14 protein-coding genes and 1 pseudogene are annotated in these 12,395 nt (G+C 67.7%); 6 read left to right on the top strand and 9 right to left on the bottom strand.

The features are described 5' to 3' along the window. Positions 1 to 2 precede the first annotated feature (2 nt). A pseudogene (locus GGQ97_RS00075) lies at positions 3 to 186 on the bottom strand (DUF933 domain-containing protein); the annotation flags it as partial. A gap of 51 nt (positions 187 to 237) precedes the next feature. On the opposite strand from GGQ97_RS00075, the gene GGQ97_RS00070 reads away from it, so the two are divergent. From GGQ97_RS00070 to GGQ97_RS00060, 3 genes are all read left to right on the top strand, one after another. Beyond that, on the top strand, positions 238 to 588 hold the full coding sequence (locus GGQ97_RS00070; RefSeq protein ID WP_168067071.1) for a hypothetical protein: 351 nt from the start codon (positions 238 to 240) through the stop codon (positions 586 to 588). Between the two features lie 71 nt (positions 589 to 659). Next, entirely contained in the window at positions 660 to 827 is a 168-nt protein-coding gene (locus GGQ97_RS00065) for a hypothetical protein (protein ID WP_168067070.1), read from the top strand. 67 nt (positions 828 to 894) lie between these two features. Continuing rightward, positions 895 to 1,215 (top strand): hypothetical protein, encoded by a 321-nt coding sequence (locus tag GGQ97_RS00060; protein WP_168067069.1) that lies wholly within the window; start codon positions 895 to 897, stop codon positions 1,213 to 1,215. A 43-nt stretch (positions 1,216 to 1,258) separates the two neighbouring features. Here GGQ97_RS00060 and ychF read toward each other — a convergent pair whose 3' ends face one another. Next, positions 1,259 to 2,359, bottom strand: coding sequence for a redox-regulated ATPase YchF (gene ychF, locus GGQ97_RS00055; RefSeq protein WP_168067068.1), 1,101 nt, complete (start codon positions 2,357 to 2,359; stop codon positions 1,259 to 1,261). 143 nt (positions 2,360 to 2,502) lie between these two features. On the opposite strand from ychF, the gene GGQ97_RS00050 reads away from it, so the two are divergent. Beyond that, complete coding sequence (locus tag GGQ97_RS00050; RefSeq protein WP_168067067.1) at positions 2,503 to 4,248, top strand: sensor domain-containing diguanylate cyclase; 1,746 nt, start codon at positions 2,503 to 2,505, stop codon at positions 4,246 to 4,248. Here GGQ97_RS00050 and GGQ97_RS00045 read toward each other — a convergent pair. The 4 genes from GGQ97_RS00045 to GGQ97_RS00030 all read right to left on the bottom strand — a co-directional run bounded on the left by GGQ97_RS00045 (position 4,245) and on the right by GGQ97_RS00030 (position 7,151). Then, the gene (locus GGQ97_RS00045; RefSeq protein ID WP_209022869.1) at positions 4,245 to 4,832 is read right to left on the bottom strand and encodes a TIGR02466 family protein; all 588 of its coding nucleotides are present in this window, start codon (positions 4,830 to 4,832) and stop codon (positions 4,245 to 4,247) included. The two genes, GGQ97_RS00050 and GGQ97_RS00045, sit on opposite strands and share 4 nt — an antisense overlap. Then, positions 4,829 to 5,401 (bottom strand): aminoacyl-tRNA hydrolase, encoded by a 573-nt coding sequence (gene pth, locus GGQ97_RS00040; RefSeq protein ID WP_168067065.1) that lies wholly within the window; start codon positions 5,399 to 5,401, stop codon positions 4,829 to 4,831. The genes GGQ97_RS00045 and pth overlap by 4 nt, the downstream gene beginning before the upstream one ends. A 48-nt stretch (positions 5,402 to 5,449) precedes the next feature. Further along, the gene (locus GGQ97_RS00035) at positions 5,450 to 6,085 is read right to left on the bottom strand and encodes a 50S ribosomal protein L25/general stress protein Ctc (RefSeq protein ID WP_168067064.1); all 636 of its coding nucleotides are present in this window, start codon (positions 6,083 to 6,085) and stop codon (positions 5,450 to 5,452) included. Between the two features lie 118 nt (positions 6,086 to 6,203). Beyond that, a complete protein-coding gene (locus tag GGQ97_RS00030) occupies positions 6,204 to 7,151 on the bottom strand; it encodes a pseudouridine synthase (RefSeq protein WP_425338704.1) in 948 nt (315 codons plus the stop codon). Here GGQ97_RS00030 and GGQ97_RS00025 point away from each other — a divergent pair. Beyond that, positions 7,135 to 7,614 (top strand): response regulator, encoded by a 480-nt coding sequence (locus GGQ97_RS00025; protein WP_168067063.1) that lies wholly within the window; start codon positions 7,135 to 7,137, stop codon positions 7,612 to 7,614. The two genes, GGQ97_RS00030 and GGQ97_RS00025, sit on opposite strands and share 17 nt — an antisense overlap. 3 nt (positions 7,615 to 7,617) lie before the next feature. Here the strand turns inward: GGQ97_RS00025 and GGQ97_RS00020 are convergent, their stop codons facing one another. Further along, positions 7,618 to 8,763: an aromatic ring-hydroxylating oxygenase subunit alpha gene (locus tag GGQ97_RS00020; RefSeq protein ID WP_168067062.1), complete on the bottom strand. Its 1,146-nt coding sequence runs from the start codon at positions 8,761 to 8,763 to the stop codon at positions 7,618 to 7,620. Positions 8,764 to 8,872: 109 nt separating this feature from the next. Between GGQ97_RS00020 and GGQ97_RS00015 the strand changes: the two genes are divergently transcribed. Continuing rightward, positions 8,873 to 10,615, top strand: coding sequence for an AmpG family muropeptide MFS transporter (locus GGQ97_RS00015; protein WP_245197768.1), 1,743 nt, complete (start codon positions 8,873 to 8,875; stop codon positions 10,613 to 10,615). Here the strand turns inward: GGQ97_RS00015 and GGQ97_RS00010 are convergent. Then, positions 10,612 to 11,907, bottom strand: a complete 1,296-nt coding sequence (locus tag GGQ97_RS00010; RefSeq protein ID WP_168067061.1) for a bifunctional folylpolyglutamate synthase/dihydrofolate synthase — start codon at positions 11,905 to 11,907, stop codon at positions 10,612 to 10,614. The two genes, GGQ97_RS00015 and GGQ97_RS00010, sit on opposite strands and share 4 nt — an antisense overlap. 33 nt (positions 11,908 to 11,940) lie before the next feature. Next, positions 11,941 to 12,395, bottom strand: a 455-nt coding sequence (locus tag GGQ97_RS00005) for an acetyl-CoA carboxylase carboxyltransferase subunit beta (protein WP_280740492.1), incomplete at its 5' end; no start/stop codon positions are given.

Here is a 12,395-nt window from a genome sequence, read left to right as displayed (position 1 = left end):
GCCTAGACGTTGAACTTGAAGTGCAGCACGTCGCCGTCAGCGACGACATATTCCTTGGTTTCCTGGCGCAGCTTGCCGGCGTTGCGCGCGCCCGCTTCGCCGCCCAGCGCGACATAAATCGTCGAAGGCGATGGTTTCTGCGCGGATGAAGCCGCGCTCGAAGTCGGAGTGGATCGCGCCGGCAGCCCGTGCAGGGTTGCGGTTCGCGCCTGCCGGACCATATGGAAGGGCAGGATCATGGACGTTTCTGACACCAGGCGGACGACCCGGCACCGCGGCCTCGCGCTGCTGCTAGCCCTGTTCTACGGGGTCCTGACGGGTGCCAGCCTGGCGCCCGTGCCGGTCGAAGCCCAGCCCAGCGCCGCCGCCTTTACCAAGCGTGCCGTCCTCGCCCCGGCGGCGACCGGCGGCCGGGCGGCGATCAAGAGTCAGCGGCAGGCACCCGATCCGATCATCCTCCCGCCGCTTGCCCGCGAGGTCAGGACGTTTGTCCTTCTCCCCGTCAGTGAGCAGGCGACAGTCTCCCGGCGTCTCGACGCTACCTCCGGCGGCGCGCCGTATCGCGCCAGGGCCCCTCCAGCCGCCTGATCGATCCTTTTCACGCATCGAACAGTTCTTGCCGCAGCCCCGAGTGCTGACGGCAGCAATGGAGATTTGCCATGTCGACCCAGACCCTGCGGCTGACCACGCTCAGCTATGACATCGATCGCGCGCTTGCCGGCGAGCTTCGGAGGGAGCAGCCGAGCCCGCTTCGCGTGTTCCGGCTGCGGCGCCTCAAGCAGGTGATCAGGACGCGGTTCGAGCGGCTGATCCGCCGCCGCCGCTGACGGCGCCTTTCCCAATTCGTTAGACCGGCGCCGGGCGGCGATGTCGCCCGGCGCCGCTGGAGTATGCATGACGTCCCATGACGACGCAGGTCGCGCCCGCTGGGCGGACGACCTTCAATCCCTCACGCGCCTCGAACAGCTGCTGATGCGCTATCCCAAGCTCGACCCCGCCGAGAATCGCGAGGTGGGGCAACTACTTGTGCAGACCGGGCCGCTCGACATGGGCCTGCTGTCCGCCAACCAGGCGGCGTGGACCCAGGCCGAGCGTTATCGCGCGGAGAACCCGCACCTGTTCAGGATGAGCGTCACCAAGCGGCTAGGCCTAGCGGCGCTGGCGCTGCTGACGGTCGCCATCATCTGGTGGCTGGCAGACATCGGCCTGCCGTAAGCGGAAGGGCGGGTGCGGCGACCGGGCCGCACCCGCCGAAGCCTCAGACGTTGAACTTGAAGTGCAGCACGTCGCCGTCGGCGACGACATATTCCTTGCCTTCCTGGCGGAGCTTGCCGGCGTCGCGGGCGCCCGCTTCGCCGCCCAGCGCGACATAATCGTCGAAGGCGATGGTTTCGGCGCGGATGAAGCCGCGCTCGAAGTCGGAGTGGATCGCGCCGGCCGCCTGCGGGGCCTTGGCGCCGCGCTCGACCGTCCAGGCCCGCGCTTCCTTGGGGCCGACGGTGAAGAAGGTGATCAGGTGGAGGAGGTCGTAGCCGGCGCGGATGACGCGGGCGAGGCCGGTTTCGGTAAGGCCAAGCTCGGCCAGGAATTCGAGCTTGTCGGCATCGTCCATACCCGTCAGCTCGGATTCGATCGCCGCCGAGACGACCACCGCATTGGCGCCCTCGGCCTTGGCCTTGGCGAATACCTGTTCGGAAAGGGCATTGCCGTTGGCGGCATCCTCCTCGTTGACGTTGCAGACGTAGAGGATCGGCTTGGCGGTGATCAGCTGGGCCTGGGCGAACACCCGGGCTTCTTCCTCGTCCTTGGGCTCCGTCAGGCGCGCGGGCTTGCCCTCGCGCAGCAGGTCGAGCGCCTGGGACAGGACCGAGGCCGCGATCTTGCTTTCCTTGTCGCCCTGCTGGCCCTTCTTGACGAGATTGGGGACGCGCTTCTCGAGGCTTTCGAGGTCGGCGAGCAGCAGCTCGGTCTCGACCACCTCGGCGTCGGCCAGCGGATCGACCTTGTTGGCGACATGCTGGATGTCGTCATTCTCGAAACAGCGCAGGACGTGGACGATGGCGTCCACCTCGCGGATGTTGCCGAGGAATTGGTTGCCGAGGCCCTCGCCCTTGCTTGCGCCCTTCACCAGACCGGCAATGTCGACGAAGCCCAACTGGGTGGCGATGATCTTGGCCGACTTGGCGATCTCCGCCAGCTTGTCGAGGCGCGGGTCGGGGACCGCGACCTGGCCGACGTTGGGCTCGATCGTGCAGAAGGGATAATTGGCCGCCTGCGCCGCCTGCGTCTCGGTGAGCGCATTGAAGAGGGTCGATTTGCCGACGTTCGGCAGGCCGACTATGCCGCAGCGGAAGCCCATTGGGAGTGTCTCGGATAGGAGGAAGGAAAGTGGCGGCCGTCTAGCCCGCAGTGGCCGCGCGGGCAACGTCCGGTGCCAGTTTCATCCGAAATGGCTGTTATTCCTCACCCGTTCTTAACCCTGATCCGCCACCGATATCCACGATGACCCTGAAGATGATGCTTGCTCGCCAATGGATGCTGGCGCTTGGCTACGCTGTGCTCGCGGGATTGGCGGTGACTCTGACCCGCTTCGACGGTGGAGTAGCCTTCCTGTGGGGGGCGAGCGCCCTGCTGATCGCGGCGCTGGTCCGAACGTCGATGCGCAACTGGTGGGCGCCGCTGCTGACCTGCTCGGTGGTCGGTGTCCTGGTGACGGGCTTCCTCGGTCTCGGCTGGGCGGTGGCGCCGTTCCTGCTGATCGCCAACATGGGCGAGGCGGTGATCGCTGGCTATCTGCTGAAGCGCGACCGCAGCAGCGGCGAACTGATGGCCAGCCTCAGCTGGTTCGGGCGGTTCGTGGTGGCGATGCTGATCGGGCCGGTGCTGATGGCCCCGGTCGCCGGAACGGTCCTGTGGGCTTTTGGCGGCAGTTTCACCGCAACCATGAAACATTTCGCGATCGGCCACGCGCTCGGCAACCTGGCGCTGACGCCGATCGCCTACATGCTGACCGGCCGCGCCGCGCGCCAGGAAACGCGGCGGATCCTGAAGCGGCACAAGAAGACGGCGCTGACGCTGCTTCCGACGGTCGGGCTGATCGTCTTTTTCACCTTCTGGCAGTCGAGCTGGCCGATCCTGTTTTTGCCGGTGATGTGGGTCGTGCTGGTGACCTTCCGCCTCGGCCGGCTCGGCGCCGCAGTCAGCCTTGCTTTGCTGACGGGGGTCGGGGGCCTGCTGACCGCCAAGGGGCTGGGTCCGGTATCGCTGACCGGTGCAACGCTCGGCGACCGGATGCAATTCTTTCAATTCTACCTGGCGGCAACGGTGCTGACGGTGATTCCGATCGCTGCCGACCTGCACAACCGCCAGAAGCTCAATCGCAGCCTGCGCCGGAGCGAAGCCGAATTCCGGCTGCTTGCAGAGCATTGCACCGACGTGATCATGCGCATCTCGGTGGATGGCAAGATCCTCTACGCCTCGCCGTCGGTCGAGCTGGTCACTGGCTACCACCCGAGCGAACTGGTCGGGCGCCACAGCCGGGTCCTGATCGATGCGGCAGACTTTGCGCGCGTCCGGGACGAGCATCGCGCCACCCTTGCGGCGGGCGGCGAAGCGCGGACCTACAGTTATCGCACGGTGGTGCGGAGCGGCGAGCAGCGCTGGTTCTCGACCCACGGCCGCGCCCTGCTCGACGAGGATGGCGAACCGATCGAACTGCTGTCCTACATCCGCGACATCACCGGTGCGAAGGCCGACGAGCGCGAATGGGTGCAGGCGGCGCTGACCGACAGCCTGACCGGCCTGCACAATCGCCGCGCGTTCGAGCGGGCCGCGGGCGGGCGCATGGTTGCCGGGGAGGCGGGAGCGGATTGCGTCGCGCTGCTCGATCTCGACCGGTTCAAGAGCATCAACGACCGCTTCGGCCATGACGCCGGCGACGAGGTGCTGAAGCGTTTCGCGGAGGTCGCGCTGAAGCTGACCCGCCCGGGCGACATGCTCGCGCGGCTCGGCGGCGAGGAGTTCGGCCTGCTGTTCGCGGACACGTCAATCGAGCAGGCGTATGAGATCTGCGAACGGATCCGGCGCGAAGTGAGCCAGACGGTGACGGTTGCGGAGGTTCGGATCACCGTCAGCGGCGGCGTGGCACCGCTCGGCTCCGATGGCCTGGCCGCCGCGCTCAAGTCGGCGGACGAGGCCTTGTATCGCGCCAAGCAGGGGGGACGCGACCAGCTGCTGCTGGCGGCCTAGGCGAAGTTGAAGCTGACGCTCAGTCGTTCGCCGCGCGCGGTGCCCGGCAGCACTTCGTGGCGCAGCCAGCTTTCCCATAGCAGGAGCTGGCCGGGGCGCGGATGAATGGTGACGAAGGGGCGAAGCGGCTCAGGCGCGTCGGGTCGCCGGGTCGGTGCGGCCATCATAATCGGCAGGCGCGGATCCTCGAAGCGGATCGCGCCACTGCCATCGGGAATGTCGATGTAGAGCGTGCCCGACAGGATCGAATGCGGGTGGATGTGCGCGCTGTGATGGCCGCCGGGCTTCAGGACATTGACCCACAGGCTGTCGAGCTTGGGCTTGACGTCCCAGGCGAGGTCGCGCGCGAAGGTGGCGGCGTGGCGGGTCAGGGCCCTGGCAAGGTCGGCGAAGGCGGGATCGCGACGCGGCAGGTCGTTCAGCGAGGCGTAGCTGGTGTAGCCCTTGTAGCCATGCTCCCTGGCCCAGCGGCGGCCCGCGCCGTCGTCCTCGGCAAGGCTGTGGATCGAGTGGGCCAGCTCGTCGAGGTCGAGCTCCAGGTCGGCTTCGTAAAGCGGGGTGGCAAACAGCTGGCGCATGGTCAGTCCTGGTGCAGTCTCATGGCGACGTCTCTCATGAAGCGGGCATCGTCGCCTTTTGCCAGCCAGTCGGCTTCGGACGCGAGGGCGGCGAGGAGATCGGACAGCGGCTCCATCTCGCTCTTGGCGTAATTGCCAAGGACGTACCCGGTCACCCGGTCCTTATGGCCGGGGTGGCCGATGCCGATGCGGACGCGGCGGAAGTCGGGGCCCAAAGCGGCGTTGATCGAGCGCAGGCCGTTGTGTCCGGCAAGTCCGCCTCCGACGCGGACCTTGACCTTCATCGGGGCAAGGTCGAGCTCGTCGTGGAAGACGGTGAGCGCGCCTTCATCGAGCTTGAAGAAATGCAGCGCCTGCTGAACCGCATCGCCGCTGTCGTTCATGAAGGTCTGGGGTTTCAGCAGCAGGATCTTCTGCCCGCCGATACGGCCTTCGGCGATGAGGCCGCGAAACTTCTTCTGCCAGGGAGAGAAGCCGTGCACCTCGGCCAGGGTGTCGAGCGCCATGAAGCCGACATTGTGCCGATGCAGCGCATATTGCGCGCCGGGATTACCGAGGCCGGTCCAGATCTGCATCGGAAGGGGAACTCCCCTCCTGCCATGAAGCAGGAGGGGAGAAACCGGTTACTCGCTGTCGCCGGCGGCTTCTTCGCCTTCGCCGTCGACAGTGGTGTCACCCTCGTCGCTCTTCAGCGCCGACGGGGCCACGATCGTCGCGATGGTGAAATCGCGGTCGGTGATGGTCGGAACCGCACCCTTGGGCAGGGTGACGTTCGAGATGTGGATCGAATCGCCCACGTCGAGCCCCTTGAGGCTGACTTCGATGTCGTCGGCGATTTCCGACGCGTCGCAGACGAGCTCGATCTCGTGCTTGACGATGTTGAGCACCGCGCCGCGCTTGATGCCGGGGCTTTCCTCTTCGTCGGTGAAGCGCACGGGCACGTTGACGGTGACCTTGCTGTGCTCACCAATGCGCAGGAAGTCGACATGGACCGGGCGGCTGGTGACAGGGTGGAACTGCACGTCCTTGGGAAGGGTGCGCGTCGTCTTGCCACCGGCGTCGATCATCACGACCGAGTTCATGAAGTGGCCGGTAGAGAGCATCTTGGCGAGGATCTTCTCCTCGACGTGGATGCTCAGCGGCTCCTGATTGGCGCCATAGACAACGGCGGGGACCCGGCCCGAATTACGCAGCTCACGGGAGGCTCCCTTGCCAGCCCGATCGCGCGTTTCGGCGGTCAGCGTCAGCTGTTCGCTCATACGTGCATTCCTTTGAATTGAATTACAGAACCGCTCCCCACGCCTCCAGGGATGACCATGCAGGAGCGGGCGGGCGCATAGCGCGGGTGGGCCGCAAAGGCAACTTGCGCGCGCCCGCTCAGGGCTGGCGTGGTTCCTTCGCTGCCGGTGTCTTCAGCGTCTGGCGGAAGCGGAACAGCTCCTCGCGCTGGACTTCGCCGACCTGGCCGGGGTCGAGGTCGAGCATGTCAAACGGGCCGTAGCTGACCCGGATCAGGCGGCTGACCTGTAGCCCAAGATGCTCGAGCACGCGGCGGACTTCGCGGTTCTTGCCCTCGGTCAGCGCCAGTTCGATCCAGCAATTGGCACCGGTACGGCGTTCGAGATTCGCGTCGATCGAGCCGTAACGCATGCCCTCGATCTCGATCCCGTCGGCAAGCTCCTCGAGCTGGGCCTGGCTGACCTCTCCGAACGCGCGGGCGCGGTAGCGGCGAACGACGGCGGTGGCGGGTAGTTCAAGCTGGCGCTTGAGTTCGCCGTCGTTGGTGAGGAGCAACAACCCTTCGGTCATATAGTCGAGGCGGCCGACCGGCATCACGCGGGGCAGGCCGCCGGGCAGGCGGTCGTAAATGGTCGGGCGACCCTTGGGATCGTTGGCAGCGGTGAGGCAGCCGGCAGGCTTGTAGAAGCGCCACAAACGGGCGGCAGCAGGCGGGGCGACGGGCTTGCCGTCGACGGTCACGCCGCGCAGATTCTCGAGGAGGGTCGCCGGGGTGGTCAGTATTTCGCCGTCGAGCGCGATCCGGCGGTCCTCGATCATCCGCTCGATATCGCGGCGCGAGGCCACTCCGGCCCTGGCAAGCAGCTTGGCGATCCGCTGCGGACCAGTCTCGCGCGGGGGGCCGGGCGGCTTGCCCCGCGGGCCGCTCGGGATCGGCCGGGCCGGCCTCGCGCCTGTGGCGGTCGGGGCACGACGCGGCGATTTCGCGGGGCCGTGCGGCGGGCGGGGACCGCGGGGGCCCGTCGGTCGTTGGGGGGGCAAAAGGTCAATCCTCTTCGAAGGCGAAACGATGCTGTTCGGCACCAAGGAACGTCACGTCAAGCGCATCCTGATCGTGGAGGACGAGCCGCTGGTGGCGTTCGACAATGAAACAATGGTGAGCAACGCCGGCTACACGGTCGTGGCGACGGTGGATAGCGTGCGTGAAGCGTTGGCGATCCTGGAGCGCGAAGTCGGTCGCGCCGGCGGTGAGGAAGCAGGGACTCCGGAACGGGGGATCGATCTCATCCTGAGCGACATCACGCTGACCGGCCGGCGCAGCGGGATCGATCTGGCTGCCGAGGCGACGGCGCGCGGCATTCCGGTGCTGTTCGCGACTGCAAATCCGCCCGAGGACGGGGGCGGCAACGCGCTTGGCGTCCTGTGCAAGCCGTATAACGAAGGGCGGCTGAAGGCGGCGCTGAAAGCGGTCGAGGAGCTGATCGCGGGCAAGGGCAAGGTCAAGGCACCGAACGGCGTGATCCTCTACAACCGGCCGCTCGCCGCCTGAGGGTCAGCGGGCCAGGGCCCGGTCGATCATCGCGTGGAAATCGGCGAGGCCATGCTCCAGCGTGCCGAGCGTAATTTCGTCGACCAGCCCGCTTGCGAGGCCCCGGTGACAGAGCGCGGCGGCGCGGAAATCCTCGGCCGCGAACGTGCCCTCGTCGAGCAGGGTCCAGCTCTTGTCCCAGTGCCGCTCTTCCTCCGCGTCTCGAGGGGGCGCGGGGATCAGCATGATGTCCTCGACCAGGGTGCGCCCGACATCCTGCGGCCAGCAGGTCAGGATGTTGAGGTAATCGGGGCTCATGACGAGGATGGTGTTGGGGAACAGGTGATAGGTGAAGGTCATCGCCTTGCGGAGTTGGCGCCAGTCGTCGCGATCGATGCGGCCGAGGTAGTCGGTGCGCCCGACTGCGGCGCGCTGGTGCGGGCCGATGCGGTCGGCGACGGTGATGCCGTCGTCGAAGAAGGGCGCGATGGTCTGCGCGTGAAGCCGCTGGACGTGATAGCTTTCGAGGAAGGCGTCGACGATCAGCTTCCAGTTGGCGGCGACCTCGTGCGTGCGCCGCCGGTAGAGGTGGAGGTCGGGCAGGGCGAAGGCGTCGAGATCGGGCGCAAGGGCCTCGGCAGGCGAAAAGTCGGCGGCAGGATCCCGCGCGAACCAGATCAGGCCGCCGCTCTCGATGGCGGGGAAGCGGCGAAGTCCCATGGCGTCCTTGTCGAGGCCGGGAAAACAGTCAGCGCGGGGCAGGCCGGCGAGCGCGCCATCGGGCATGTAAGCCCACGCATGATAGGGACAGACGATCCGCTTGGCCGGGACGATTCCGGTGGCCTCGACCAGCCGGGTGCCGCGGTGGCGGCAGACGTTGGCGAGGACGTGGATCTGGCCATCGCTGTCACGGCTGACGATCAGCGGCAGGCCATAGCCGTCGTGCGCAACGGCGGTGCGCGGGCTTGGCAGCATCGCCGAGGGGCCGAGCACCAGTGGCAGGCGGGCGAACAGGCGTTCCTGCTCGGCCGCGAACCGCGCTTCGTCGGTGTAGACCGCGGGGGGCAGGCGGACGATCCCGTCGCCCAGCAACTCGCCGCCGCTTGCCAGCCGTTCGGCAAGCGCAAGCTGGCCGGGCGTCGGGCGGGTCGACTTGGCCGGTGCGTCCATCGCGGCAGACTGCGCCTAGCGGCAGGCGGGCGCAAGCACTCACGGGCTGTTCAGGGGAATTGCGGCTGCTAGACGAGGAGAAGTGCACGAAGCGGGAAGGGAATAGTCCTTGGCGACAGCGGCGGCAGCGGACGACACGGCAAAGGTTGAGCAGCCCAAGGGCTGGCGCCTGATCAGGACTGCCCTTTCCAACCGCAAGACTGCGGTGATGCTGGCCTTCGGCTTTGGCGCCGGGCTTCCCTTCACCTTGCTGATCGGCACCCTGAACGCCTGGCTCGGGGAATGGCAGATCGACCTTGCCACCATCGGCGTGCTGTCGTGGATCGGACTTGCCTATGCCTTCAAGTTCCTGTGGTCGCCCCTGGTCGATCGGGTTCGCTTGCCCGGTCTGGAACGGCTCGGGCGGCGGCGCGGGTGGCTGCTCCTCTGCCAGATCATCCTCACCCTGACCTTTTTCGGGCTGTCGCTGTCGGATCCGCGCCTGGCGCTCGGCACCTTTGCCTTGATCGCGGTGGTCGGCGCGTTCGCATCGGCGACACAGGACGTGGTGATCGACGCGTGGCGGATCGACGTCGCCGACGAGCAAGCGCCGGTGGAAATCCTGTCGTCCATCTACCAGCTTGGCTTTCGTATCGCGGCGCTGATCGGCGGCGCGCTGGCGCTGGTCCTGTCCGAACGGATGAGCTGGCCGACGGTCTATGCGGTAATGGGCGTGTTCATGGGATTGACACTGATCGCGACGTTGCTCGCGCCCGACACCCCGCGCACCGCGTCCGAAGAGCAGCAGACGGCGCTTCGCCGCACGGGCGCGATTTCGCCCAAGCTGCGCGCGATCGGGCTCGGCATCGTCGGGCTCGGCTGGGCGTGGGCGATCTGGACGGTGGGCGCGTTCATGGCGAACATGCTGGGCGGAGCGGTCGATCCGGCGACTGGAAAGCCGCCGAGCGTGGGCGACTTCACCAAGACCTATGGCCCGCTGATCGTCGGTGCGACCGTGCTGATCCCCGCAATCGTGGCGGCGGTATTCAACTGGCTTGCCGCGCGGCCCGGCTATGTCCTGACCAGCGACGTGCCGGCCTCAAGCGGGCTCGAGCGCACCGCCGACCATGCCTATAGCGCGCTGATCCTCCCACTTGCCGAACTGGTCCGCCGCATGGGCTGGGGCGTCATCATCGTGATGGGACTGATCCTCAGCTATCGCATCACCGACAACATCTGGGGCAGCTTCGCCTTCCCCTTCTATCTCCAGGAACTGAAGTACACCGGCGACGAAGTGGCGTTCGCGTCCAAGATCTTCGGCGTGTTCATGACCATGGCCGGAATCGCGATCGGCGGGATCATGTTCGCGACCGTGGGGCGGATGCCGACCCTGATGATCGGCGCGATCGTGGCGGCGGCGAGCAATCTCCTCTATGCCGACCTCGCATCAGGGGCGGTCTATATCGATGCCTTTGCGCGGACCTTCGGGCTCGACGCCTTCGGGCATGACCTGCGGATGGTGCGGCTGCTGATCGCCATCTCGGGCGAGAATATCGCGGGCGGTCTCGCGGGCGCGGCGTTCGTCGCTTACCTGTCGTCGATCACCAGCCGCGAGTTCAGCGCGGTGCAATATGCTCTGTTGTCGTCGCTTACCTTCCTGATCGGCTCGCTGGGCCGGGCGGCGCTGGGCGAGATGATCGACCAGGTCGGCTATGCGCCGGTGTTCTACCTGACCGCGACGATCGGCCTGGTCGCCGTGGCGTTCGTCGCGCTCGAATGGGCGCGGCAGGGCTGGACGGGGCGGCGCGCGCGGACGAATGGGCCGGTACCGTCGGGCGATGCGGCCCGCGCGGCGGAAGGCGACACCGCCTAGTCCGGCGCTTCCTCGTTGAGCGCGAGGACCTCGCCCGCGAGGTAGAGCGAGCCGGCGATGAGGATCGCGGCGCCGGGAGGCGCGCTGGCGAGCGCGGATCGCAGGTCGTCGGCGGCGTGGGCGGGGAGGCCCTGGGCGGTGGCGGTGGCGGCGAGGGCGTCGGCGGTCATCGCGAGCGGATGGTCGAAGCCGATGGCGTGGACCTCTTCGACCAGCCCGCGGAAGGGGGCGAGCAGGGCGGCGGCGTCCTTGGTGGTGAGAGCGCCCGCGATCAGGTGAAGCGGGCGGCCTTTCGTGAGTTCGGTGATGCTGGCGGCGAGGACTTCGGCGGCCTGTGCATTGTGTCCGCCGTCCAGCCAGACGTCGCGGGTTCCGATCAGCGGGCCGGGGCACAGCTTCTGCAGGCGGGCGGGCCAGCGGACCTCGGTCATGGCGCGGGCGAGGGCCGGATCGGGACAGGCGACCGCATCCTGATGGCGGAGCATGGCGACCGCGAGCGCCGCATTGTCGGCCTGGTGCGGGCCGGGCAGGGCGGGGAGGGGCAGGTCGAGACTGCCGTGGGCGTCGCGATAGCGCAGGCGTCCATCCTCGACCTGGCCGTGCCACTGCCTGCCCTGAACGAACAAAGGCGCGGACCGGGCACTTGCCACCTCGCGGACGCGGACGGCGATTTCGGCCGGATAGCCGAGGGTGACGAGCGGCACGTCCGGTCTGGCGATGGCGGCTTTTTCGCCGGCGATCTCCGCCAGGGTTTGTCCCAGCCATTGCTGGTGATCGAGCCCGAGCGCGGCGATTCCGGTGACGGCCGGGCGAGAAATCACGTTGGTGGCGTCGAGGCGGCCACCCATGCCGACTTCCAGCACCAGCGCGTCGGCGGGGGTGCGGGCGAAGGCGAGGAAAGCGACGGCGGCGGTCGCCTCGAAGAAGCTTGGCGCGATCTCTGAGGAGACATCCAGCACTTCCTCCAGCAAGGCGGCGAGCGCGTCGTCCTCGATCAGCCGGCCGGCAAGGCGGATGCGTTCGTTGAAGCGGACCAGGTGCGGCGACGAGAAGACGTGCACGCGGTGCCCCGCAGCCTCGAGCGCGGCGCGAAGGAAAGCGCAGGTCGAGCCCTTGCCGTTGGTCCCGGCGACGTGAAACACCGGGGGAAGCCGCAGCTGGGGATTGCCCAGCCGGTCGAGCAGGGCGGTGATGCGCTCCAGCCCGAGCCGATCGCCACCGGGGGACAGGGCCTCCAGCCGCGCCAGCTGCGCCGCGACCCCGGGGTGCGAGGAGCGCGCGAAGTCAGCCAATCCGCCCTCCCGCAGGCGGGAGGGGGAGCAGGCTCACGCCGCTGCCCGCGCCGGAACCAGATAATCGATCAGGCTGGCGAGCGTCGCGCGAACGTCGCGGCGGTGGGTGACCATGTCGATCATCCCATGCTCGAGCAGATATTCGGCGCGCTGGAAGCCCTCGGGCAGCTTCTCGCGGATGGTCTGCTCGATCACCCGCTGTCCGGCGAAGCCGATCAGGGCGCCGGGCTCGGCAATCTGGACGTCGCCGAGCATCGCGTAGGAAGCGGTGACGCCGCCGGTGGTTGGGTCGGTCAGCACAACGATGTAGGGGAGGCCCGCTTCGCGCAGCATCTCGATCGCGACGGTCGCGCGGGGCATCTGCATCAGGCTGAGGATGCCCTCCTGCATGCGCGCGCCGCCGGCGGCGGTGAAGATGATGTACGGCGCGTGGGCCGCGATCGCGGCCTGCACCCCGGCGACAAAGGCCGAGCCGACCGCAACCCCCA

It is taken from the genome of Sphingomonas kaistensis (assembly GCF_011927725.1).
GTDB classification, from domain to species: domain Bacteria; phylum Pseudomonadota; class Alphaproteobacteria; order Sphingomonadales; family Sphingomonadaceae; genus Sphingomicrobium; species Sphingomicrobium kaistense.
The sequence above is the reverse complement of the archived record's forward strand: the minus strand, read 5'-3'. Positions and strand labels throughout refer to the sequence as shown.